18 protein-coding genes and 2 pseudogenes are annotated in these 23,611 nt (G+C 72.6%); 11 read left to right on the top strand and 9 right to left on the bottom strand.

The features are described 5' to 3' along the window. Positions 1-53: 53 nt before the first annotated feature. Together ACFYZ3_RS23770 and ACFYZ3_RS23765 are read left to right on the top strand one after the other, a co-directional pair. Positions 54-2,918 carry a DEAD/DEAH box helicase gene (locus tag ACFYZ3_RS23770; RefSeq protein ID WP_388521517.1) on the top strand — a complete coding sequence of 955 codons (2,865 nt, stop codon included), beginning with the start codon at positions 54-56 and terminating at the stop codon, positions 2,916-2,918. Beyond that, positions 2,915-4,183, top strand: a complete 1,269-nt coding sequence (locus ACFYZ3_RS23765; protein WP_388521127.1) for an SWF or SNF family helicase — start codon at positions 2,915-2,917, stop codon at positions 4,181-4,183. Before ACFYZ3_RS23770 ends, ACFYZ3_RS23765 begins: the two co-directional genes overlap by 4 nt. 94 nt (positions 4,184-4,277) lie before the next feature. On the opposite strand, the gene xylA is transcribed toward ACFYZ3_RS23765, so the two are convergent. Continuing rightward, positions 4,278-5,441: a xylose isomerase gene (gene xylA / locus ACFYZ3_RS23760; protein WP_388521124.1), complete on the bottom strand. Its 1,164-nt coding sequence runs from the start codon at positions 5,439-5,441 to the stop codon at positions 4,278-4,280. 155 nt (positions 5,442-5,596) lie between these two features. Here xylA and xylB point away from each other — a divergent pair, with 155 nt between their 5' ends. The 5 genes from xylB to ACFYZ3_RS23735 all read left to right on the top strand — a co-directional run bounded on the left by xylB (position 5,597) and on the right by ACFYZ3_RS23735 (position 12,512). Next, a complete protein-coding gene (gene xylB, locus ACFYZ3_RS23755) occupies positions 5,597-7,042 on the top strand; it encodes a xylulokinase (RefSeq protein ID WP_388521121.1) in 1,446 nt (481 codons plus the stop codon). Between the two features lie 213 nt (positions 7,043-7,255). After that, positions 7,256-8,464, top strand: a complete 1,209-nt coding sequence (locus ACFYZ3_RS23750) for an ROK family protein (RefSeq protein ID WP_388521118.1) — start codon at positions 7,256-7,258, stop codon at positions 8,462-8,464. Between the two features lie 345 nt (positions 8,465-8,809). Then, on the top strand, positions 8,810-9,415 hold the full coding sequence (locus ACFYZ3_RS23745) for an N-acetylmuramoyl-L-alanine amidase (protein ID WP_388521116.1): 606 nt from the start codon (positions 8,810-8,812) through the stop codon (positions 9,413-9,415). A 139-nt stretch (positions 9,416-9,554) separates the two neighbouring features. Beyond that, complete coding sequence (locus tag ACFYZ3_RS23740) at positions 9,555-10,850, top strand: GAF domain-containing protein (protein WP_388521113.1); 1,296 nt, start codon at positions 9,555-9,557, stop codon at positions 10,848-10,850. A gap of 138 nt (positions 10,851-10,988) precedes the next feature. Further along, positions 10,989-12,512 (top strand): aldehyde dehydrogenase family protein, encoded by a 1,524-nt coding sequence (locus ACFYZ3_RS23735; protein ID WP_388521110.1) that lies wholly within the window; start codon positions 10,989-10,991, stop codon positions 12,510-12,512. Positions 12,513-12,533: 21 nt separating this feature from the next. On the opposite strand, the gene ACFYZ3_RS23730 is transcribed toward ACFYZ3_RS23735, so the two are convergent. Continuing rightward, positions 12,534-14,447, bottom strand: a complete 1,914-nt coding sequence (locus tag ACFYZ3_RS23730; protein ID WP_388521107.1) for a CocE/NonD family hydrolase — start codon at positions 14,445-14,447, stop codon at positions 12,534-12,536. Between the two features lie 246 nt (positions 14,448-14,693). On the opposite strand from ACFYZ3_RS23730, the gene ACFYZ3_RS23725 reads away from it, so the two are divergent. Then, positions 14,694-16,268 carry an AbgT family transporter gene (locus tag ACFYZ3_RS23725; RefSeq protein WP_388521104.1) on the top strand — a complete coding sequence of 525 codons (1,575 nt, stop codon included), beginning with the start codon at positions 14,694-14,696 and terminating at the stop codon, positions 16,266-16,268. 21 nt (positions 16,269-16,289) lie between these two features. Further along, complete coding sequence (locus ACFYZ3_RS23720; RefSeq protein ID WP_388521101.1) at positions 16,290-17,381, top strand: DUF5937 family protein; 1,092 nt, start codon at positions 16,290-16,292, stop codon at positions 17,379-17,381. Between the two features lies 1 nt (position 17,382). Here the strand turns inward: ACFYZ3_RS23720 and ACFYZ3_RS23715 are convergent. From ACFYZ3_RS23715 to ACFYZ3_RS23705, 3 genes and pseudogenes are all read right to left on the bottom strand, one after another. Further along, positions 17,383-17,658: pseudogene (locus ACFYZ3_RS23715) on the bottom strand (alcohol dehydrogenase catalytic domain-containing protein); the annotation flags it as partial. A 36-nt stretch (positions 17,659-17,694) separates the two neighbouring features. Further along, positions 17,695-18,276, bottom strand: a complete 582-nt coding sequence (locus tag ACFYZ3_RS23710) for a GNAT family N-acetyltransferase (RefSeq protein ID WP_388521098.1) — start codon at positions 18,274-18,276, stop codon at positions 17,695-17,697. A gap of 114 nt (positions 18,277-18,390) precedes the next feature. Then, positions 18,391-18,495: pseudogene (locus tag ACFYZ3_RS23705) on the bottom strand (peptide-methionine (S)-S-oxide reductase); the annotation flags it as partial. A 148-nt stretch (positions 18,496-18,643) separates the two neighbouring features. Between ACFYZ3_RS23705 and ACFYZ3_RS23700 the strand changes: the two are divergent. Then, a complete protein-coding gene (locus ACFYZ3_RS23700; RefSeq protein ID WP_388521095.1) occupies positions 18,644-20,458 on the top strand; it encodes an NHL domain-containing thioredoxin family protein in 1,815 nt (604 codons plus the stop codon). A gap of 307 nt (positions 20,459-20,765) precedes the next feature. Further along, complete coding sequence (locus tag ACFYZ3_RS23695) at positions 20,766-21,284, top strand: molybdenum cofactor biosysynthesis protein (RefSeq protein WP_388521092.1); 519 nt, start codon at positions 20,766-20,768, stop codon at positions 21,282-21,284. Positions 21,285-21,356: 72 nt separating this feature from the next. On the opposite strand, the gene ACFYZ3_RS23690 is transcribed toward ACFYZ3_RS23695, so the two are convergent. From ACFYZ3_RS23690 to ACFYZ3_RS23675, 4 genes are all read right to left on the bottom strand, one after another. Next, complete coding sequence (locus ACFYZ3_RS23690) at positions 21,357-21,680, bottom strand: DUF6510 family protein (RefSeq protein ID WP_388521089.1); 324 nt, start codon at positions 21,678-21,680, stop codon at positions 21,357-21,359. 1 nt (position 21,681) lies between these two features. Then, on the bottom strand, positions 21,682-22,437 hold the full coding sequence (locus ACFYZ3_RS23685) for a ferredoxin reductase (RefSeq protein WP_388521086.1): 756 nt from the start codon (positions 22,435-22,437) through the stop codon (positions 21,682-21,684). Continuing rightward, entirely contained in the window at positions 22,407-23,006 is a 600-nt protein-coding gene (locus ACFYZ3_RS23680) for a molybdopterin-dependent oxidoreductase (RefSeq protein ID WP_388521083.1), read from the bottom strand. The genes ACFYZ3_RS23685 and ACFYZ3_RS23680 overlap by 31 nt, the downstream gene beginning before the upstream one ends. A gap of 261 nt (positions 23,007-23,267) precedes the next feature. After that, entirely contained in the window at positions 23,268-23,594 is a 327-nt protein-coding gene (locus tag ACFYZ3_RS23675) for a DUF5709 domain-containing protein (RefSeq protein WP_388521081.1), read from the bottom strand. Positions 23,595-23,611 lie beyond the last annotated feature (17 nt).

Below are 23,611 nucleotides of genomic sequence, written 5' to 3'. Positions count from 1 at the left end.
TCCGTGTACACTCGGCCGCCGCACCCTGGCTAGTCAAATTTGAGGAATACGTCATCGCTGCGCAGAACACTCCTCCCGACCCCTCCGAGGTCTCCGCACTCGTCGACTGCTGTGCCGTCTTCCTGCCCGGCGATCCGGCGCGCACCGGCACGGTCGCGTTCTGGCGCCCCGACGGCGAGGCGCCCGGCATCGTACCGACGGGGGCCCCGGGAAGCCTGACGGTCGCACTGCCCGACGGCGACGGTGTGGAGGCGGTGAGCGTGCCGGCCGTGCTGCTCCCGGTACGGGCAGCCCTGCCGGTGCTCACACGCGCGCGTGCCCGCGCGGACGGCCACCGGGCGTCGGTGTTCTGGGGAGCGGTCGCCGTCGAGGCCCTGCACCTCGTGGCACGCGGGCTGTTGCTGCCCGGCCTGTCCGCGGGCGGACACGACGCCTGGCGCACCGGTCCACTGGACGCCGAGGGGACCGAGCGGGTCCGCCATCTCGCCGCCGCCATGCCGCCCGAGGCCCACGCGGTCCCGGTGGACGGCGCCGGTCCCCTGCGGCTGCCCGACCCGGAACTCTTGGTGCGGTCCTTCCTGGACGCCGTCGCGGACACGCTGCCCCGCTCCCCCGCCGCCGAACTCCTGACGGCCGGGCCCGCCTACGCCTCGCGCGCGCCGCGGCCTTCGCCCGAACTGCGCGAATGGGCCCTGGACGTCGCCGCGGGACACGACACGGGCGTACGGCTGTCGCTGCGTATCGAGGTGCGGGGGCTGTCGGCGGCGGCTCCCCAGGACGCCCGGCCGACGTTCCGGGCGGTGCCACAGGTGCACAGCGTCAGCGATCCCGGGCTCGTCGCCGACACCGCTCAGGTGTGGGCCGGCACCGTGGCAGAGGCGTTCGGCACGCGCGCACGGATGGACGCCCTGCTCGCCCTGCGCCGGGCGGCACGGGCCTGGCCCTCGCTCACGCCCCTGCTGTCGGCGACCGTACCGGATGCCGTCGAACTCACCGACGAAGAGATCACCGAGCTTCTCGGAACCGGCTCCCGGGCGCTCGCCGGTGCCGGAGTCGACGTGCACTGGCCGCGGGAGCTGGCCCGCGACCTGACCGAGCGCGCCGAGGTGGGACCGCCCGACGGCGGCCCGGCATGGCGTGCCGCTGCGCCCGAAGCCGGCCCGTCGTTGCTGTCCGCGGACGCGCTGCTCGCCTTCGACTGGACGTTCGCCCTGGGCGGCGAGGCCCTCACGCGCGAGGAGCTGGACCTGCTCGCCGAGGCGAATCGCCCCCTCGTGCGCCTGCGCGACCAGTGGGTGCTCGTCGATCCGGAGGAGGCCCACCGCGCCCGCGCCCGCCAGGACCACAAGGTCACGCCGGTCGACGCCCTGGCCGCGGCCCTGACGGGCTCGGCGGAGGTCGACGGACACCGCGTGGAGGTCCGCCCCACGGGATGGCTGGCGTCGCTGCGGGAGCGCCTCGCCGACCCCGAGGCGCAGGAGCCAGTGGCGCAGCCCGCCGCCCTCCGGGCCACGCTGCGCGACTACCAGCGACGTGGCCTCAACTGGCTGGTCCGCATGACGTCGTTGGGCCTCGGCTGCTGCCTCGCCGACGACATGGGGCTCGGGAAGACCATCACACTGATCGCCCTGCATCTGCACCGGCAGTCGGACGCGGAGGCCGCCGGTCCCACTCTGGTGGTCTGCCCGACCTCCCTGATGGGCAACTGGCAGCGGGAGATCGAACGGTTCACGCCCGGCACACCCGTACGCCGCTTCCACGGGCCTCGCCGCGACCTCGACGACCTCGCGGACGGCGAGTTCGTGCTGACCACCTACGGCACCATGCGCCTGGACACCGAACGGCTCTCCACCGTGTCGTGGGGCATGGTCGTGGCGGACGAGGCGCAGCACGTGAAGAACCCGTACTCCGAGACCGCGCGACAACTGCGCACCATCGGCGCACGCGCGCGCGTGGCGCTCACCGGCACCCCGGTGGAGAACAACCTCTCGGAGCTGTGGGCCGTCCTCGACTGGACCACCCCCGGGCTGCTGGGCCGGCTCGGCAGCTTCCGCCGGCACTACGCCCAGGCCGTCGAGGGCGGACAGGACCCGGCAGCGGCGGAGCGACTCGCCCGGCTCGTACGGCCCTTCCTGCTGCGACGCCGCAAATCGGATCCCGGCATCGCGCCGGAACTGCCACCGAAGACCGAGACGGACCATCCCGTGTCGCTGACCGCCGAACAGACGGGCCTGTACGAGGCGGTGGTGCGCGAGGCACTCGCGGAGATCGCCGGGGCCGACCACATGGCGCGGCGCGGCCTGATCGTGAAGCTGCTGACGAGCCTCAAGCAGATCTGCAACCACCCGGCGCAGTTCCTCAAAGAGGACCGGCCGAGGATCACCGGCCGCTCGGGGAAGCTGGAACTGCTGGACGAGTTGCTCGACACGATCCTCAGCGAGGAGGCGAGCGTGCTGGTCTTCACGCAGTACGTGCAGATGGCGCGGCTCCTGGAGCAGCACCTGGCCGCGCGCGGAGTGTCGTCGCTGTTCCTGCACGGCGGCACGTCCGTCACCGCACGGGAGTCGCTGGTGCGACGCTTCCAGGACGGCGAGGCCCCGGTCTTCCTGCTGTCCCTGAAGGCGGCGGGCACCGGACTGAACCTCACGCGCGCGGAGCACGTCGTTCACTACGACCGCTGGTGGAACCCGGCCGTCGAGGCACAGGCCACCGACCGTGCCCACCGGATCGGCCAGACCCGTCCCGTGCAGGTGCACCGGCTGATCGCCGAGGGGACCATCGAAGACCGCATCGCCGCCCTCCTGGACCGCAAGAGGGCACTCGCCGACGCCGTTCTGGGCTCGGGCGAGGCGGCACTCACGGAACTGACGGACGCGGAACTGGCCGACCTGGTCGAGCTGCGAGGGGGTACGCGATGACCCGGTACGACGACGAGGCGGAGCGGACGTTCCTCGCGCTGCCGCCCGCACAGGGACGGGGCTTCGCGCAGACCTGGTGGGGCCGCGCCTGGCTGAAGGCGCTGGAGGACGCGGCGATGGACGCGGCGCAGGTGAAGACGGGGCGCCGGCTGGCGCGCGCGGGAGCGGTCGGGGCGGTGTCGGTGCGGCCGGGGCGCATCACCGCGGTCGTCCAGGACCGGGACCGTACGGCGCACCGGGCCGATGTCCTGCTGGAGCAGCTCTCCGACGCACAGTGGGATCGCTTTGTCGACATGGCGATCGAACGGTCGGGGCATGTCGCGGCGTTGCTGGACCGCGACATGCCGCCGCACCTCGTGGAGGACGCCGCGGCCGCCGGCATCGACCTGCTGCCGGGCATGGGCGACTTGGAACCGGAGTGCGACTGCGGCGCCTGGGACCACTGCGGGCACACCGCCGCGCTCTGCTACCAGGTCGCGAGGCTGCTGGACCAGGACCCCTTCGTCCTGCTGTTGATGCGGGGACGCGCGGAGGGTGCCGTACTCGACGCTCTCCAGACACACGGCTCCGCGCCCACGGAGGACGTCTCGTCCCGGCCGGAGGGTGTGGCCGCCGCGGAGGCGTACGCGGCGGGCCAGGTGCTGCCCCCGTTGCCCCCGCCGCCCGGTCCCGGGGAGGGCCCGGGCATGCCGCCGTCCCTGGACACCGAGGCGGCGCCTCCGCCGGGCGTCGACCCTTCCGGCCTGTCCTTTCTGGCCTCGCGGACGGCCGCGGAGGCCCACCGCCTGCTCGCCGAGGCCCTGCGCGGCGGGCACGGCGGGCACGCGGTGGCACCGGAGCCGACCCCGGCACAGGATGCGGTGCGCTTGGCCGCGGGGGATCCGCGACCGGACGTGATGGACCGCCTCGCCGACGGTTCGGGGCGCACGCGGGAGGCACTGGCCGCGGCCGTACGCGCATGGCGGCTCGGAGGCGGAGCGGCCCTGTCCGTGCTGGAGGAGGAGTGGGCGGTGAAGGCCGACACGCTCGCACGCGCGCGTGCGGCACTGGACTCGGCCTGGGAGGAGGACGAGCGGCCCTCGCTGAAGGCGCGGGCCAACCGGTGGACCGTCGTCGGCGCGCCTCACCAGCTCCGCCTGGACCGCCAAGGGCGTTGGTGGCCGTACCGCAGGGAGCACGGCCGATGGGTCCCCGTGGGCGGCCCGAGCCAGGACCCGGCGACGGCCCTGGCCGCGGCGGCCCTCGCGACGGACTGCGAGCTCTGACGCCCCGTCCCGCCCTGCCGGGTGACGCCCCTGACGAGCTCCGGCCCCGTCCGCGAAGGACGGGGCCGGAGCGTGCTCACGAGTGCCGGACCGGTCAGCGGGCGCCGAGGAGGTGGTCCATGGCGAGCTGGTCGAGGTGCTCGAAGGCCATGCCTCGCTCGGCGGCCGCGTCCACGTCGAACGTGTCGTAGGCGCTCCGGTCGGCCAGCAGGGCGGCGAGACCGTCCTCGGCGGTCGGGCGGGCCAGTTCGTCCAGCCGCGCCGCGGCCAGCGCCTCCTGCACCTGCGGGTCGGCGCGGAATGCCGCCGCCCGGTCCTTGAGGATCAGGTAGTTGCGCATGCAGCCGGCCGCCGACGCCCAGACGCCGTCGAGGTCCTCGGTCCGCGGCGGCTTGAAGTCGAAGTGCCGCGGCCCCGCGTACCCGGCCCGCTCCAGCAGGTCGACGAGCCAGAAGGCGGCCCGCAGGTCGCCCGCCCCGAACCGCAGGTCCTGGTCGTACTTGATGCCCGACTGGCCATTGAGGTCAATGTGGAAGAGCTTGCCCGCCCACAGCGCCTGTGCGATCCCGTGGGGGAAGTTCAGACCGGCCATCTGCTCGTGGCCGACCTCCGGATTCACGCCGTACAGCTCCGGCCGCTCGAGACGCTCGATGAACGCCAGGGCGTGCCCCACGGTCGGGAGCAGGATGTCACCGCGCGGCTCGTTCGGCTTGGGCTCGATCGCGAACTTCAGGTCGTAGCCCTGCTCGGTGACGTACTCGCCCAACAGGTCGAAGGCCTCCTTCATCCGGTCCAGGGCGTCCCGCACGTCCTTGGCCGCACCGGACTCCGCGCCCTCGCGGCCTCCCCAGGCCACGTAGACGCTCGCGCCCAGCTCGACCGCGAGGTCGATGTTGCGGATCGTCTTGCGCAGCGCGTACCGCCGCACGTCCCGGTCGTTCGCCGTGAAGGCGCCGTCCTTGAACACCGGGTGCGTGAACAGGTTCGTCGTCGCCATCGGCACCTTCATGCCGGTCGCGTCCAGCGCCTGCCGGAACCGCTTGATGTGCGACTCCCGCTCCGTGTCGCTCGACCCGAAGGGGATCAGGTCGTCGTCGTGGAAGGTGACGCCGTGCGCACCCAGCTCGGACAGACGCCGTACCGACTCGGCGGGGTCCAGGGCCTGCCTGGTGGCGTCACCGAACGGGTCACGGCCCTGCCAGCCGACCGTCCACAAACCGAAAGTGAACCTGTCCTCGGGAGTGGGCTGGTAGTTCATTCCGCGGCTCCTCACTCGATGCCGATCAATCGCTGCCGACTATTTCGTCATGGCGCTTTACAAATTAGTATGCACACACGGTCCTGGGAAGGGACAAGGTGTCCCCGAAGGAGTGAAGGCCGGGTCACAGGACCCGCGGAAGAGGGAGAAGCCCGATGTCAGCAGCCGAGGGTCCGCTCGTCGTCGGCGTGGACACGTCCACCCAGTCCACCAAGGCACTGGTCGTCGACGCGGCCACCGGCCGGGTCGTCGCGAGCGGCCAGGCGCCCCACACCGTGTCCTCCGGGACCGGCCGCGAGAGCGATCCCCGCCAGTGGTGGGACGCGCTCGGCGAGGCCCTGAGCCAGTGCGGCGAGGCCGCCCGCGAGGCCGCCGCGGTGTCCATCGGCGGACAGCAGCACGGTCTGGTCACGCTGGACGCCCAGGGCGAGCCGGTGCGCCCCGCCCTGCTCTGGAACGACGTGCGCTCCGCTCCGCAGGCCCGCCGGCTGATCGACGAGCTGGGCGGGGCCAAGGCCTGGGCGGAGCGCACGGGGAGCGTGCCCAGCGCCTCCTTCACGGTCACCAAGTGGGCCTGGCTGGCCGAGCACGAGCCGGAGGCGGCCCGCGCGGTGAAGGCCGTACGGCTCCCCCACGACTACCTCACCGAGCGCCTCACCGGCGAGGGGACCACCGACCGCGGCGACGTGTCCGGCACCGGCTGGTGGGCGTCGGGCACGGAGGCCTACGACGAGGAGATCCTCGCGCGCGTGGGCCTCGACCCGGTGTTGCTGCCCCGGGTGGTCCGGCCCGGCGAGGTGGCCGGCACCGTGCGCGCCGACCACGGCCTGCCGTTCTCCAAGGGCACCCTGGTCGCCGCCGGCACCGGCGACAACGCGGCCGCCGCGCTGGGGCTCGGACTGCGCCCCGGCGTCCCGGTGATGAGCCTCGGCACGTCGGGCACGGCGTACGCCGTGTCGCAGCGCCGGCCCGCCGACCCGACCGGCACCGTGGCGGGCTTCGCCGACGCGCGCGGCGACTGGCTGCCGCTGGCCTGCACCCTCAACTGCACGCTCGCCGTGGACCGCGTCGCGTCCCTGCTGGGCCTGGACCGGGAAGCCGTCGAGCCGGGCACCGGCGTCACCCTGCTGCCCTTCCTCGACGGCGAGCGCACACCGAACCTCCCGCACTCCTCCGGCCTCCTGCACGGGCTGCGCCACGACACGACCGCCGGACAGCTGCTCCAGGCCGCGTACGACGGCGCCGTCCATTCGCTGCTCGGCGCGCTCGACCTCGTCCTCGACGCCGACGCGGACCCGTCCGCGCCGCTGCTGCTGATCGGCGGCGGTGCCCGCGGGACGGCCTGGCAGCAGACGGTACTGCGGCTGTCGGGACGCCCGGTCCAGATCCCGGAGGCCAGGGAGCTGGTCGCGCTCGGTGCCGCGGCGCAGGCGGCCGGTCTGCTGACCGGTGAGGACGCGGCCGCGGTCGCCCGACGCTGGGACACGGCCGCCGGGCCGGTGCTCGACGCCGTGGAACGGGACGAGGCGACGCTCAACCGGATCACCGGGGTACTCTCCGACGCGGCACCGCTGCTGGAACGGGACGCGGCCTCCCGCTGAGGGCGCGCCCGCACGGGCGGGGCCACCGGCGGACAGTCCACGCTCCGCTCCCCGCGGAGCCGCCGTGGACGGGTCGCCGAGCAGACCGGGACGTGAGGAGGGGGCATCCCCCCTCGCCTCCGGCGCCGGACGGCCCGCACGTGGCCCGCCCGCGAACCGTGGGGACCGGCCGGGACCGGACCGAGCGACGACAGACCAAGGACTGACGGAGGCATGAGCGCACCGCCGCACGAAGCCCAGCCGGCCCGCCCAGGGCGCGCGCTGCCGGACACCCAGCAGGGGATGCGCCGCCGCAATCTGGCGCGGGTGATGCACACCGTCAGCGCCGAGGGCCCACTGTCCCGGGCCGCCGTGGCCTCGCGGATCGGGCTGACGCGGGCCGCGGTGTCTACCCTCGTGGACGAACTCATCCGCTCGGGCCTGCTGGAGGAGTTGGGTCCCGAACGCCCCGGCCGTGTGGGTCGTCCCGGGTCCGCACTCGCGGTCAGCGGGCAGGGCCCGGCCGGCATCGGGGCGGAGGTCGGCGTCGACCATCTGGCGGTCTGCGCGGTGGACCTCCGCGGCCGCGTCCGCGCGCGTGCGGTGCGGTACGGCAGCAACCGGGGCCGTTCGCCGGAGCCGGTGCTGGAGCAGCTCACCGGCCTGGTGCGGCAGGTGGTCTCGGAGGCGGAGACCGAGGGACTGTGGCCGGCCGGGCTCGCGGTGGCCGTGCCCGGTCTGGTGGCCAGGGACGGCCGGACGGTCGTCCGCGCGCCGAACCTGGACTGGCACGACGCGGACCTCGGCGCCCTGCTGCCGGCGGATCTGCCGCCGACCGTGGACAACGAGGCCAACTTCGGCGCGCTCGCCGAACTCTGGCTCGGCGACGGCACTCCCCGGGACTTCCTGCACGTCTCGGCCGAGATCGGCATCGGCGCGGCCGTGGTGTTCGACGGTCGGCTGCTGCGCGGTACCCGCGGGTTCGCCGGTGAGCTGGGGCACGTGCCGGTCCATCCCGACGGGCCCGCGTGTGCCTGCGGCGGGCGCGGGTGCCTGGAACAGTACGCCGGTGAGAAGGCGGTCCTGCGCGCGGCGGGCGTCGAGCCCGGGGAAGACCGGGTCGGGCTGCTCGCCGGACGGGCCGCGGAGGGTGACGAGGACGTACGGCGTGCCCTGCGCGAGGCGGGCACGGCGCTCGGCATCGCCCTGACCGGTGCGGTGAACCTGCTGGACCCCGAGGGCGTGGTGCTGGGCGGCGCCCTCGCCGGACTCGCGCCCTGGCTGCTGCCGTCGCTGCGGGACGAACTGGCCCGGCGCACGGCGGGCCCCGCCTGCCCGGTCGCGGTCTCCGAGCTGGGTCCGCAAGGGCCGCTGCTCGGCGCCGCGCACTCGGTGGTCCGGGCGGTCCTGGACGATCCCGGCGCGGTGGCGGAGCGGGCCTGACACTCGCCCGCCGGGGTCACCGACAAGCCGAACCGTCGCTCCCGTTCACTCGATCGAGTGAGCACGGTGTCCACAAGGCGGTGGCTGTCCACGGAACGGCGCGGCGCTCTACTGCGCAACCCCCGCTCCCCGTACGGTGATTCACGCGGACGCACCTCGCCCACGGGGCGGTCGGACGTCCGCGTCGGCATTCCGCTCCGCAGTCACTTCGTTCCGCAGTCATTTCGTTCCGCAGTCATTTCGCTCTGTCGTGCCGCTCGGACATGTCGCTCCGTCATTCCGTTCCGAACGGCTGAGCACTCCCCCCCCACCGGGCCCTGGGCCCACCGACGAAAGGGCAATCCCATGGAAAGGGAGAGGACAGCACCCGCTCCGACCAGGCGGCGGCTCCTGAAGGGCGCCGCGCTGGCCACCGTCCCCTACACCCTGCTCTCCGGTACCCGGGCCGCCGCGCAGGTCCGCGCCGTCGACTACCCCTCAGCCGAGTGGCTGCCGGCGAACACGTCGAACTACAGCCGGTCGAGCCGGCCCACGGCCTACCCCGTCGACTTCGTGGTCGTCCACGTCACGCAGGAGACGTACGCGGACACGCTGTCCATCTTCCGCGATCCCGAGAAGCAGGTGTCCGCGCACTACGTGGTCCGGTCCTCCGACGGGCACGTGGCGCAGTGTGTGCGGGAGACGGACATCGCCTGGCACGCGGGCAACTGGGACTACAACACCCGCAGCATCGGGATCGAACACGAGGGGTGGGTCGACCGTCCCGAGTACTTCACCAACGCCATGTACGAGCAGTCGGCCCGGCTCACCGCGGCGATCTGCACCGCCTACGGCATCCCCAAGGACCGCACGCACATCATCGCGCACCACGAGGTCCCCGGCAGCGACCACACGGATCCGGGGCCGTTCTGGGACTGGACCCGCTACATCAGACTGGTCAACTTCGCCTGACCCCTCGTCCGGCCGTCGCCCCGCCGTCGCCCCGCCGTCGCCCGGCCGTCGCCCGACATCCTCGCCGGCCCACTCGGAGCGCCACATTCGGGTGTCCGGCTGGTCGAAGTGGTTGTCCGCGCGTACCCGCGGAGTCACGATGTCCCACACCGCAACACCGTCCGGGGAGGCCGAGTTGACCGATGCATGGCTGGCTCTGGAACCGGGGGCCGACCCCGTCGAGCACGCGCGGGCACTGCGCCGGGCCCACGAGACCTTCACCGAAGCGGGGACGGTGCCGCGGCCCGTGCGGGCCGTGGTCGCGGATTCGTGGCGGCGGTCGGTGCGGGCGGGTGTCGGCCCGGACGGTACCGCGAGCGTGGAGCTGATGGACGGCGACCTCGGCGCCTACCGGGCCGAACACCCGCTGTCGCGGGTGATGCCGCTGGTCCGCGAGTTGCTGGGCACGTTCGCCGCCGACGGCGAGCATCTGCTCGCGGTGTGCGACGCGCACGGCAGGCTGCTGTGGGTCGAGGGGCATCCTGCCACCCGGCGCCGGGCGGGACGGATGAACTTCGTGCCCGGGGCCCGCTGGTCGGAGTCGGCCGTCGGGACGAACGCGCCGGGCACGGCGGTGGCCGTCGGCCGTCCGGTGCAGGTGTTCGCGGCCGAGCACTTCATACGCCGGGTACAGCCCTGGACCTGCGCCGCCGCTCCGGTGCACGATCCCCGCACCGGTCGGGTGCTCGGCGCCGTGGACATCACCGGCGGTGACGGTCTGGCGCATCCGCACAGTCTGGGCTTCGTACAGGCGGTGGCGCGTGCCGCGGAGTCCCAGCTGGCGCTGCTCGCTCCGGAGCCGTCCGGTCCTGAGGCGGCCGAGCTGACCGCGCTGGGCCGCGACGAGGCCCTGCTGAGCGCGGACGGTCGCAGGGTCCGGATGAGCCGGCGGCACAGCGAGATCGTCGTGCTGCTGGCCCACCATCCGGAGGGTCTGACGGGCGACGAGTTGCTGTGCGCTCTGTACGAGGACGAGACGGTACCGCCGGTGACGCTGAGGGCCGAGCTGGCCCGGCTGCGCGGCATCCTGGGACCCGGCCGACTGGCTTCCCGGCCGTACCGGCTCACGATGCCCGTCGAGTCCGACGCCTCCGTCGTCGAACGCCGGCTGCGGGCCGGTGCGATCACGGCGGCCGCGTCGGCGTACGCGGGTCCGCTGCTGCCCGGCTCCCAGGCTCCGGCGGTCGCACGGCTCAGGCGCCGGCTCGCCGACGGTCTGCGCGCGGCGCTGATCGCCTGCGGTGACCCCGACCTGCTGGCCGACTGGGCTCACGCACCCTGGGGAGAGGACGACCTCGACGTGTGGCGTGCGCTCGCGGCGGTGCGGCCCACGGCGGCGACGAGCTCCCGGCTCGCGGCGCTGGAGTCGGAGCTGGCCGCGCCCAACGCCTGGTGAGCGCCCTCCGCCGAGCGGCGCTCCGAGCGACCGGGCGCCGACCGCGACGCGCGCAACGTGTCTGCAACGTCCCGCTGCCTAGCCTCGCGCGCAGAGCTGTCCAACGGCGGACAGCGCTCGATGAGGGAGGCAGACAGGATGACCCGTTACGCGGCGCCCGGCACCGAGGGCGCGATCGTCTCCTATCAGTCGCGCTACGACCACTTCATCGGCGGCGAGTACGTGCCGCCGGCGCGCGGGCAGTACTTCGAGAACCCGTCCCCGGTGAACGGCCTGCCGTTCACCGAGATCGCGCGCGGCACGGCGGACGACGTGGAGCGGGCGCTCGACGCCGCCCACGAGGCCGCTCCGGGCTGGGGCCGTACCTCGGTGACCGAGCGTTCCGACATCCTGCTGAAGATCGCCGACCGCATGGAGGCGAACCTGGAGCGCCTGGCGGTCGCCGAGACCTGGGAGAACGGCAAGCCGGTGCGCGAGACTCTGGCGGCCGACATCCCCCTCGCCATCGACCACTTCCGCTACTTCGCGGGCGCGGTCCGCGCCCAGGAGGGTTCGCTCGGCGAGATCGACGACGACACCGTGGCGTACCACTTCCACGAGCCGTTGGGGGTCGTCGCGCAGATCATCCCGTGGAACTTCCCGATCCTGATGGCGACCTGGAAGCTCGCGCCCGCCCTCGCCGCCGGAAACGCGGTCGTACTGAAGCCCGCGGAGCAGACCCCGGCCTCGATCCACTACTGGCTGAGCCTGGTCGCGGACCTGCTGCCGCCCGGCGTCCTGAACGTCGTCAACGGCTTCGGCGTGGAGGCGGGCAAACCGCTCGCGTCGAGCCCCCGGGTGGCGAAGGTGGCGTTCACCGGCGAGACCACCACCGGCCGGCTGATCATGCAGTACGCCTCGGAGAACATCAAACCGGTCACACTGGAGCTGGGCGGCAAGTCGCCGAACATCTTCTTCGACGACGTCTGGGCGCGGGACGACGACTTCCGCGACAAGGCGCTCGAGGGCTTCACGATGTTCGCGCTCAACCAGGGTGAGGTCTGCACCTGCCCGTCCCGGGCGCTCGTCCAGCGGGGCGCCTACGCCGAGTTCATGGAGGCGGCCGTCGCCCGCACCGAGCTGATCAAGCCCGGCCATCCCCTGGACACCGGCACGATGATCGGCGCGCAGGCCTCCAACGACCAGCTGGAGAAGATCCTCTCCTACCTGGACATCGGCCGCCAGGAGGGCGCGAAGGTACTCACCGGTGGTGAGCGGATCGAGCACGACGGCGAGTTGAAGGGCGGCTACTACGTCCAGCCGACGATCTTCGAGGGCCACAACCGGATGCGGATCTTCCAGGAGGAGATCTTCGGCCCGGTGGTGTCGGTGACGTCCTTCGACGACTTCGACGACGCCGTCAAGACCGCCAACGACACGCTGTACGGCCTCGGCGCCGGGGTATGGACCCGCGACATGAACACCGCCTACCGCGCGGGCCGCGCGATCCAGGCGGGACGCGTGTGGACGAACTGCTACCACGCCTACCCGGCGCACGCAGCCTTCGGCGGCTACAAGCAGTCGGGCATCGGCCGGGAGAATCACAAGATGATGCTGGAGCACTACCAGCAGACCAAGAACATTCTTTGTTCATACAGCCCGAAGAAGCTTGGGTTCTTCTAGAGCCTCGAGTCGGCTGCCCGGCTACGCGAGTGCGTCTGCTCCCCCTTCCAGCCACACTCGGAGGTGGGAGGGGCGCTCGGCATCCATGTGCACGGTGTTCGCGGCGACGGCGGTGCGGCGGGCGGCTGCCTCCGGCCGGCCGGTGTTGGTGTTGACGTCGAAGCGGGGGAAGTTGCTGGAGGAGATGTCGAGCCGGATGCGGTGGCCGGCGGCGAAGCGGTTCGCCGTGTCGGGGGCGGCGACCTCGACCTCGTACACCTCGCCCGGAGTGAGCAGTTCCGGCTTCTCGTACGAGCGGTGGAAGCGGCAGCGGAAGATGCCGTCGGTGAGGTTCATGGCGAAGCCGTGCGGATAGTCGGCGTTGGGCGGGTGGACGTCGATCAGCTTGATGGTGAAGTCGGTGTCCGGGGCGGTCGTGGAGACGTGGAGCCGTGCCGACACCGGGCCGGCCAGGATCACGTCCCGTTCGAGCGGGGGTGTGGTCAGGGTGATGACGTCCGGGCGGGAGTCCAGCGGCAGGTACGGCTCCCGCGCCCCGTGCACCCGGGCGTCGGGGGCGTTCTGATCGTAGGCCCCGCCCGTCATCACCGGCTCGCCCGAGGTGACCTGCCCGCCCATGGTGGGGACCGGGTGGCGCGGGTCGAAGTCGTAGGTCACCGACGCGGCGGCCTCGGTGGGCGGGGCGAGGGTGAGATTGCCCGCGGGGGTGAGGTAGAGCGCGACGGGTGCCGTGAAGGCCGGCGGCCATCGGGTGTCGGTGCGCCATGCGCCACCGTGCCGCATCCGCCCCGCCCCGTCACGTCGGCCGTCGCCGCCGCCCATCAGGAAGTACTGGACGGCGGGGAGGTCGCCGCCGTCCGGACGCCCCTCGTCCTCCCGGCCCAGCGCTCGGTCGAACCAGCGGCGCCGGAACTCCAGGTAGGACGGGGCGAGGTTGCCGTCCAGTGCGGCCCGCGGGCCGAAGTCCACGTCCCCGGCGTACGTGTCGCAGCGGTGCCCGTGCGTCCACGGGCCCATCACCAGGTAGGAGGGGGCCGACTTCAGCTCCCGCAGGGCGGTGAAGTTCTCGATGGTGGAACGGACGTAGGGGTCGTACCAACTGCCCATGTGGAGGCTCGGCACGTCCGGGAAACGGTCGTAGAAACCGCGCCCGTAGATCGCCGGGTTGCGGTAGTAGTCCCCGAAGGTGTCCTCCCGCCACTGCTCCAGCAGGAAGTCCTCGTACGCCGGCAGGTGCCGCAGCGGCGTGCAGCCCGGCCGCCACGGCATCGCACCGAACCAGCCCGCCACGTCCACCCGCCGCAGTTCCTCGGCCAGCACCGGGTCCACCGCCGCCTCCGGGCTCTTCGCCGCCTGGCGCAGTGCCCAGGTCACCTGCTTCAGTTCGAAGGCGCCGCCCATCCGCATGCCCGCGTCGTACGCGGAGGAGAAGCCGCCCGAGTCCTGGAACATGGCGGCGAGCCCGGTCACCCCCTCGGCGGCCGCGGCTGCCTGGACGTGGGCGGAGTAGGACACCCCGGTCATCACGACCCTGCCGTCGCACCACGGCTGGTTCCTGAGCCACGCGACGGTGTCCGCCCCGTCCGGGCCCTCGCCGAGGTACTTCACGAACGTTCCCTCGGAGTCGCCGCGGCCCCGGCAGTCCTGCCGCACGACGTGGTAGCGGGCGTCGGTGAAGTGCCGGGCGATGTCCTCCGGCCGCGGGACCGGCGCATCGCCGCGGTCCTGGTCCGAACCGCGCCGCGCGCGCCGGCCGTACGGGGTGCGCTCGAGGAGCACGGGAAGCGCGGTCGTCTCCGGCTCGGGTGAGGCGGAGTACAGGTCCGCCGCGAGACGGACGCCGTCCCGCACGGGGATGCGCAGGGTGCGGCGCCACAGCGTGCCGCCCCGGAGGGGTTCGGGCCGCCCGGCATGGGAGGTGTCGTAGCAGGTCACACCCGTGACGCTAGGCAGTGGCCCACGTCATGGCGATCACTTGACGTCATCAGGTCAACTGTTCCGTCGAACGGTGACGGGACCGGGCACGGGACCTACTGTGCAGCGCACACCCCGGGAACTGCCCGCGAGCCCTCGCGACGGCACGACGGCGCGACGGATCGTGCGTGGCTCCGGGGTGCCGTCTCGTCCTGCTCGCGGCGCGGCCGCGTCATGCCCTCGTTCACCGTCCCCCAGGAGGCCGCCATGAGCACACCGAACAGCCGGACCCGGGAGGCGCGGGCTGCCGAGCCCGGCAAGGGGGGCCGTGGCTCCCGGCTCCTGGACGTGGTCGAGCGGGCCGGCAACGCGCTGCCGCATCCGTTCTGGCTGTTCTGGATCCTGGGCGGGGTCGTCGCCCTCGTCAGCTGGGCACTGAACGCCTCCGGACTTCAGGTCGAGGACCCGTCCTCGGGTGACCCGGTCGGTGTCCGGAGCGCCCTGTCGGCGGACGCCGTACGGGACCTGGTCAGCGGGGCCCAGGACTCCTTCGTCACCTTCGGCCCGCTCGGAACCGTGCTGATGGTGATGCTCGGCGTCGCGGTCGCCGAGCGGTCGGGCCTCTTCGAAGCGCTCGCACGCCGCATGCTGTCGGGCCTGTCCCCGCGCACGGTAGTCCTGGGCGTGGCCCTGGGCGGTGTGCTGGGGAAGTTCCTGTCCGACTCCGCGTACGTCGTCCTCATCCCGCTCGGAGCGGTGGCTTTCCGCGCCGTGGGACGCTCCCCGATGCTCGGCATGATCGTCGCGTTCGTCGCCATCAACGCGGCGGGCGACGCCAACCCGCTGATCGCCCCCGGTGACGCGCTGTTCGCGTCGGTGGCCACCGAGGCCGCGCAGCTCGTCGACGAGGACGTGGTGGTCCGCGCGACGGACAACATGTACTTCACCACCGTCTCGGCGTTCGTGCTGGCGGGCACCATCGCCCTGGTCGTGGACAAGGTCCTCGCCAAGCGCGAGCACCACCTGGTCCCCGACGCCGACCTGGAGACCGCCGCGGCACAGCGGGTCGTCGCCGCGGAGGTCGACGACAGCACCGAATCGCGTGCCCTGAGGCTGACCGGACTGGCCGTGCTCGGGTATACAGCGCTGATCGTGCTTGCCATGCTGCCCGCCTCGTCGCCGCTGCGCGGCGAGGGAGGGGCGATCGTGGAGTCCACCTTCATGGACTCCATCGCCGTCTTCCTGACCGTCTTCTTCCTGCTCATCGGTGCCGTGTACGGGCGGTTCACCGGGCGGATCAGGGGGAGCCGGGCGATCCCGGAGTTCATGGCGGAGGGAGTGCGTTCCATCGCCCCGCTGTTGGTGCTCTTCTTCGCCGTGTCCCAGTTCCTGGCCCTGTTCAAGTGGACCAACATCGCCACGGTCGTCGCGGTCGAAGGCGCGGACTTCCTCAAGCAGTGGGGCGCGCCCACGTTGGTGCTGTTCTCCCTGCTGATCATCGCGGTCGCGCTGATGAACCTCCTCATCACCTCCGGCTCCGCCCTGTGGGCCCTGGTCGCCCCGGCCCTCGTGCCGATGCTGATGCTCCTGGGCACCAGCCCGGCGACCACCATGGCCCTCTACCGCATCGCCGACTCCTGCACCAACTCCATCACCCCGATGAGCACGTCGTTCATGCTGTGTGTCGGCTATCTGCAGACCCTGCGCCACAAGGCCGGCATCGGCACTCTGGTCTCCTTCACGCTGCCCCTCGCGATGATCATGCTGCTGGTCTGGGTGCTGCTGTTCTTCGTCTGGTACCTGCTGGGCATCCCGCTCGGTCCGGGCGCGCCGGTGCGGTGAGCACCGCCGTACGCTGACGGCGTGAGCATCGTCCTCGACCTCGGAGGGCTCGGCCCCGCGGACCTTGTGGCCGGGCCCTTCGCCCTGTCGGAACTGATGGCGAGCCTGCACGTGCTCGCCGAACCCGAGCACCACCCGGAGGCCGCCGACTGGGCCGCCCGCGCCGCGGCCGCGGGCCCCGAACTGCGCGACGAGTTGTCCGTGTTCGCTCCGCTGTGGGCCCGCTTCCGCTGCCGCCTGTTCTTTCCCCTTGCGGTTCCTCTCGCCGCGAGCCTGGACGAGGCGCTGGCGGCGATCGCGACGCTGTCGGCGGATGCCTTCCTCGGACTGGTGGCGCCCGGAGTCCTCGGCACCAGCGCGCGGCCCCTGCCGTCGGCACACGAACTCCGTGCCGGCACCACCACCGCGGAGGACTACGTCCGCCGCTGTCTGCGCCGCTCCTACGCCCGCGGTGAGCTGGCGCGGCAGCTGGTGTCGGCACCGCTGGAACTGCGGGACCGTGTGCTCGCGGTGCTGCGGGCCGCCGACACCGCGTTCTTCGCGGACGACTGGCGCACGCTGCGGCCGGCCCTGGAGGACCATGCGCGGGAAGTACGTCGCCGACTGGCGGCCCGGCCACCCGCCGACGTGCTGGCCGAGCTGCTGCCGACGGCGGTCCGGGTCGGGCCGGGGGAACGGGTCCGGCTGGACAAGCTGCAGATCGACGAGGTGAGGGTGGCCCCGCGCCCGCTCGTCCTCGTCCCCTCGGCCCGGGTCTGGCCGCATCTGACGGTCAAGCACGAGCACCCGTCGTGCGTGGTGGTGCAGTACCCGGCGCGCGGGACCACCCCGGACGGACAGCTGACCCTGCGGGATCTGCACGACCGGCTGATGGCGCTGACCTCGCCCGCCCGGATGGAGCTGTGCCGCCACCTGCTGGGCGAGCCCATCACCACCTCGGAGCTCGCCGCCCGGCTCGGATCCAGCGAACCGCAGGTCTCCCGGGCCCTGCGGACGCTGCGCGACGCGGGCCTGGTGCGCTCCACGCGGGACGGCAAGCTGGTGCGGCACCGGCTCGCCACGGATGTCATCCAGCGACTGGGCAACGACGTCCTCGCAACCGTGGCACGGTGAAGGCGAGACCGAACACCCGCTGTCCCACCGACAGCCCCCTTGTGCCGTAGCCAAGGGCGGTCACGACACCGGCGACCTCGTGGCCGGGGATCGACGGGGTGCGGTCCCGGCCCAGCCGATCGGTCCGGGTCCCGGGCCACGTCAGCGCGCCGGGGGTGTATCCCGACGCGTAGACCTCGACGAGCACGTCGTTTCCCGCGGGCTCCGGCTCCGGCCGGTCGGCCAGGGTCGTCCCGGCCGCTCCTGCGGCCTGATCTGTCACCACGACGGCTGTCACCACGACGGCTGTCGTCCCGCAGCTCACGACGTCCTGTCACGCGCCCTCTGCCGGTGAGCGGCGCCCGGGCAGAGGCGGGACGTCCAGGTCCCCCTCGCGCAGCCGATAGACCTGCAAGGTGAGTCCGTAGTACTTGTCCGTCTCACCCACCCATTCCATGCCCACGCGCCGTGCCGTCGCGATTCCACGCGTGTTGCGGGGGCGCACCACGGCGAAGACCTCGTCCACCCCCGCTGTGAAGGCGTAGTGGGCCACGCCGTGGCCCGCTTCGGTTGCCAGGCCACGTCCCCAGAAGGGTCTCGCGAGCTGCCAGCCGATCTCCAGGTCGACACCGTCGGGTGGCAGCGGCAGGATCGCGGCCCCGCCGACGAGCTCGCCGGTCTCCGAAAGCTCGACGGCCCAACGACCCGCGGGGGGTTCAAGGCGCGAGCACTCCTCGATCCACTGGCCGAGCACTCCCGCCATGGCCTCCCTGTCGGGCACCGTCCCCATGGCCGGGGCCAGCCATCGGGCGACCTCGTCTTCGCCGTACACGGCGACCGCCCCCGCAGCATCGTCTGTCGACCACCTGCGCAGTACGAGCCGTTCGGTCTCGATACGGGCATCGTCGACTCGCACACGATGCGGTCGATCTGACGGACCAGGCATGTCTGCTCATCCAAACCTTCGGGTCGTGGGGTCGGCAGCGATCCCGCCCGACCGGAGATCTCCGGCCGCACGAGGCTGCCCCCGTCAGGCCGACGCCTGGGGCAGCTTCCAGCCTTCCCGGACGCAGTGGCACGTGTAGCCGTTCGGACAACGCTGAAGATAGTCCTGATGCTCGGGGTCCGCGATCCAGAGGATGAGGTGGGCGTGGACCAGCCGCGGCAGCGTCCGGCGGACCCGGTGCCCTCGGCAGCGGCGGGCCCGGTCACGTATGACGGGCGCTGCGGGGCTCCCGCCGTACCGGAGGCGGGGCACGCCGGCCGTGTGGTTGGCTTGAGGCATGGCGAAGCGCATCCGGGTTCGCGCCCCTGAGCTGGAGGGCAGGGGCGGCTGGATCAACACCGGTGACCGGGAGCTGACGCTGGCGGCCCTGCGCGGGCGGATCGTGATCGTCGACTTCTGGACCTTCTGCTGCATCAACTGCCTGCACGCCCTCGACGAACTGCGCGGGCTGGAGGAGAGACACCGGGACACCGTCGTGATCGTAGGTGTGCATTCACCGAAGTTCCTGCACGAGGCCGATCACAGAGCCGTTCTGGACGCCGTCGAACGCTATGCCGTCGAGCACCCCGTGCTGGACGATCCGGAGTTGGCCACCTGGAAGCAGTACGCGGTACGCGCCTGGCCCACCCTCGTCGTGGTCGACCCCGAGGGCTACGTCGTCGCCCAGTACGCGGGCGAGGGACACGCGCCGGCCATCGAGCGGCTGATCGAGGAGCTGGAGGCCGAGCACCTGGCCAAGGGCACCCTGCGGCGCGGCGACGCCCCGTACGCGGCGCCCGAACCGGAGCCGACGATCCTGCGCTTCCCCGGCAAGGCGCTGCTGCTGCCCTCCGGGACATTCCTGGTCAGTGACACCACCCGGCACCGACTGGTGGAGCTGACACCGGACGGTGAGGGCGTCGTGCGGCGGGTCGGGAGCGGGCAGCGGGGCTTCGCGGACGGTCCCGCCGGCGAGGCGTGCTTCAGCGAACCGCAGGGCCTGGCTCTGCTCGACGACGGCTCGGTGGTCGTCGCCGACACCGTCAATCACGCCCTGCGCCGCTACGATCCCGTCACCGGCGACGTCTCCACCCTGGCCGGCACGGGCCGGCAGTGGATGCGCGGGGAACCCACGTCCGGGCCGGCCCGTGCCGTCAGCCTCTCCTCGCCCTGGGACGTCGCCCTGTGGAACGACCGGGTGTGGATCGCCATGGCCGGCGTGCACCAGCTGTGGGCCTACGACCCGCGGGACGGCAGTGTCGCCGTCACGGCGGGGACGACCGACGAAGGTCTCGTCGACGGGCCCGGGGCCGAGGCCTGGTTCGCGCAGCCGTCCGGGCTGGCGGCGTCCGGGGAGAGGCTCTGGGTCGCCGACTCCGAGACCTCCGCACTGCGCTGGGTCGACCTGGACGGCACGGTCCGAACGGCCGTCGGAACCGGACTGTTCGACTTCGGGCACCGGGACGGTCCGGCCGGGCAGGCCCTGTTGCAGCATCCGCTGGGTGTGACGGCCCTGCCCGACGGCTCGGTGGCCGTCTCCGACACCTACAACCACGCTCTGCGCCGCTACGACACGGCGACCGGTGAGGTCAGCACGCTCGCCACCGGCCTGCGCGAGCCCAGTGACGCCGTAGTCGTCGGGGACGAGATCGTGGTCGTCGAGTCGGCCGGGCACCGGCTGACCCGGTTGCGCCTGCCGCAGGAGACCGTGCGGCAGGCGGTCGTCGCCCACCGGACCCGACGGGACGTGACGGAGGTGGCTCCGGGCATCCTGCGACTGGAGGTGGTCTTCCGAGCACCTCCCGGACAGAAGCTGGACACGCGATACGGGCCCTCGACCCGGCTCCTGGTCTCCGCCTCCCCACCCGAGCTGCTGCGTACCGGGGAGGGCGCGGACACCGGCCCGGCCCGCCTGCTCGAACTGGACCCGGTGGTCCCGGAAGGTGTGCTGCACGTGTCGGCGACGGCCGCGTCCTGCGACGACGACCCGGACATCCCGTTCCCGGCCTGCCATGTCCAGCAGCAGGACTGGGACATCCCGATCCGTCTCGCCGACGGCGCTGCGGGCAGCCTGTCGCTCGTCCTGGCCGGCCCGGACGACGCCCCCGCGTGACACGGGTCGTTCCGTCCACCGCGCCTCTACTGCGCCCCTACTGCGCGTCGGCACCCGGTCACGCGGCCTGCCACCTCGCGGGCCGCCGGACTACCATCGGGCTGGCCAAGAGCGCCGGAGCCCGCAGACCGGGCTACGGCCCGTGCACCGGCCTCGCTCGGGGACGGGCCGGAAACGACACGACCAGTGCGGTGGCCCGCTGCCGGCAGGTCGCGGACGCCTGCCTGGCGGGCCTCACAAGGGCCACGGACGCCGCGGCCGATCACCGTCGTCGCCCCACCGGCACAGGAGTGGAGTCCCCCTCGGCATGAGTACCCCCGACAGCCCTCCCCGCGAGGTGGAGGTCGTCCAACTGCTCGTCTCGCCGGTGCACCGGTACGCCGGACGCCCGGCCCACGGCGCGGCGGCGGACCCGGACGGTGGCCTGGTCGAGCAGGTCGAGGTGCGCAGCCGGCTGGGGATCGTCGGCGACCGCTACTTCGCCCGGCCGGCGCACCGGGACGCGGCGGTCACCGTGATGGCCGTGGAAGGCCTCCCCTTCGGCGCCGATCTCAGGCAGACCCGCCGAAACGTCCTGCTCCGCGGCGTCGACATCGACTCGTTCATCGGCCGGACCATCGAACTCGACAGCGGCGCCGGACCCGTGGTGCTGGCGGTCAACCGAGCCGCACGGCCCTGCGCGTGGATGGACGCCGTCATCGCGCCGGGCGCACAACGCGCTCTGCGGGGAAAGGGCGGTGTCCGGTGCACCCCGCTGACCGACGGTGTGATCCGGGTCGGCACAGCGCGCTTTCGCGTCCTGGAGCAGCCCGACGACGGCGGGTAGCACTTCGTCGGGCTGTGCGCGCCGGTTCGGGCCGGCCGCCCGACGGTCGGGAACGGCGGCGCGCCGCCGCCGTCAGGCCCCTTGGTTGCCCGCCTCCCCCAGCGGGATCGACAGCAGGGCGACACCGGTCATGTCGAGGCATGCGGCACCCCTCGCGCGCACCATGCGCAGCACGACTCCGCCGCACTGCTGACAGCGCGCGACGAGGCCCGGGGCCTTGTCGTACACGTACAGACGGGCGAGCGGACCCGTACAACCGCAGTGTGCGCACCGGCTCGTCGCGGCGGTGACATCGACGGCGAACACCTCGGAGAGGGGGCCCGCCAGAGCGTTTCCGTCGATGTGGCAGTCAGGGACGCCGTCCGCGTCCGGTTCGTCCGTCCTCGTCGGCGCCATCTCAACCTCCACTGTCGCCGAAGCGTTCGGTGCGGACACGCTCCGGCGCGTGTCCGAGCAACACCAGCCAGGCGGCCGCCCTCTCGACGAATCCCGTGGGCCCGCACACATAGCAGGTCGGCTCGAAGTCGGGAGGCCAGCCCTTTCGTGCAAGATCGTCGGGCGTGATGCGACCGGGAGGACGCGGCGCGTCCGCGGGTGTCTTGCGGGTGTAGAGATAGGCGGTGTCCAGCCCCGGCGCCCCCATACGGAGCTCGGAGCGGTACAACAGGTCCTCGGGGGTCCTCACGGAGTACAGGAGCCGAAACGGCGCCCTGCTGCCGGCTGCCTGGCGAGCGCGGACCATGCTCATCAGTGGCACGAGGCCGGAGCCGCCTGCCACGAGCAGTACCGGCTCCGTCTGCCTGTGGTGCCAGACGAACCAGCCGCCGACCGGGCCGCGCAGTTCGAGCCGGTCGCCGGGGACGAGTTCGTCGACCAGGTAGGGCGACACCTCGCCATCGGGCAGGCGCTGGACTGTGAGCTCGAGGCGTCCTTCCCCGGGCGCGGAGGCGATGGAGTAGCTGCGCTGGGTGCTGTACCCGTCCTCCGCGGTCAGCCGCACGTCCACGTGCTGGCCGGCCGTGTGCCCGGGCCAGTCGGGCACGTCGAGCTCCAGTGTCACGGCTGTGGCGGATTCCGCCCGGCGGCCGGTCACCTCGGCGACCCGCCACCGAAGCCGCTCTCCTAGTCTCCCTGGTACCGCTGTTCCCGCCATGGGTCTCCGTAGTTGTGGTAGCCGGCGCCTTCCCAGAAGCCGGGGACGTCGCTCTCTCTCAGCTGGATGTCTCGCACCCACTTCGCGGACTTCCACAGGTACAGGTGCGGGACGAGGAGCCGTGCCGGCCCCCCGTGCTCGGGCGTCAGGTCGCCGCCGCCGTATCCGTAGGCGATCCATGCCTTGCCGTCGAGCAGATCGGCGAGCGGAACGTTGGTCGTGTAGCCGCCGTAGGAGCCGACAAGGACATGCTCCGCCGCGCTCTCCACGTCCGCCAGCAGGACGTCCAGGGAGACGCCCCGCCATTCGGTGCCGAACTTCGACCATTTGGTCACGCAGTGCAGATCGACCGTCGGGGACTCCGCCGGCAGGGCCATCAGGCCGTCCCAGTCCCAGGTGTGCCGCTGCCCGGTCTCCGTGGTGACGGAGAGCTCCCAGGTCTCCCGTGGCACACGAGGGGTGGGCCCGGCCGACAGCACGGGGAAACTGGTGGTCTCGTACTGACCGGGCGGCAGTCTGGCACTGTCGAGCGGCCGGCGGCCGTGGAAACCTCGCGAGATGATGGCCATGCTCGCCGTCCTTCGCTGTCGGGGTGTCGATGCCGTCGTGACGGCCCTGTGGGATACGCGTCAGCGGGCGGTGGCTTCTTACCTCACGCGCCGGGGAGACCCGGTGCATCCTGCTTCAGCCCTGACGTGACAGCCTGCTCCTGCGGTTTTTGCGGGTATGCCCCACTTCCACGCTACCCGGGCTGCCGGGCAGGCGCCGCCGCTGCCGGCCTGGCACCGTGTGCCGACCCGGTTCGCCGCGGCGACGATGGACGGGTGCGTTCAGAGGTCGTCGGCCGCGTCCGGCACGATGCGGACGGCGGCGTCCGGCACGATGCGGACGGTCGTGTCCGGCACGATGCGGACGGTCGTCTCCTCCGCGGAGGACGCGCCGCCGTCGATGCCGACGTCCCGCGCCCAGTGGTCGTCACCGCCGCAGCCGGTGCGTGAGATCCTCGTGGGAAGCCCTCTCTCGCGCGGTGAGTCCCCAGTCGTAGACCGCGGAGGGTGATTCCGCCGGCGAGCAGCCCCTCCCAGGTCGCGAAGTGGCGGGCGATCGCCCGGCGCGCCGCCTCGTCCTGGTCGGCCGGCTCGCTCGCCCTTCTCCACACGGAGGCCGGCAGCGC

The sequence above is a fragment of the Streptomyces sp. NPDC001599 genome, from assembly GCF_042893535.1.
GTDB lineage: Bacteria > Actinomycetota > Actinomycetes > Streptomycetales > Streptomycetaceae > Streptomyces.
Note: the sequence above shows the minus strand (reverse complement) of the source record. Positions and strands in the feature narration are given on the sequence as shown.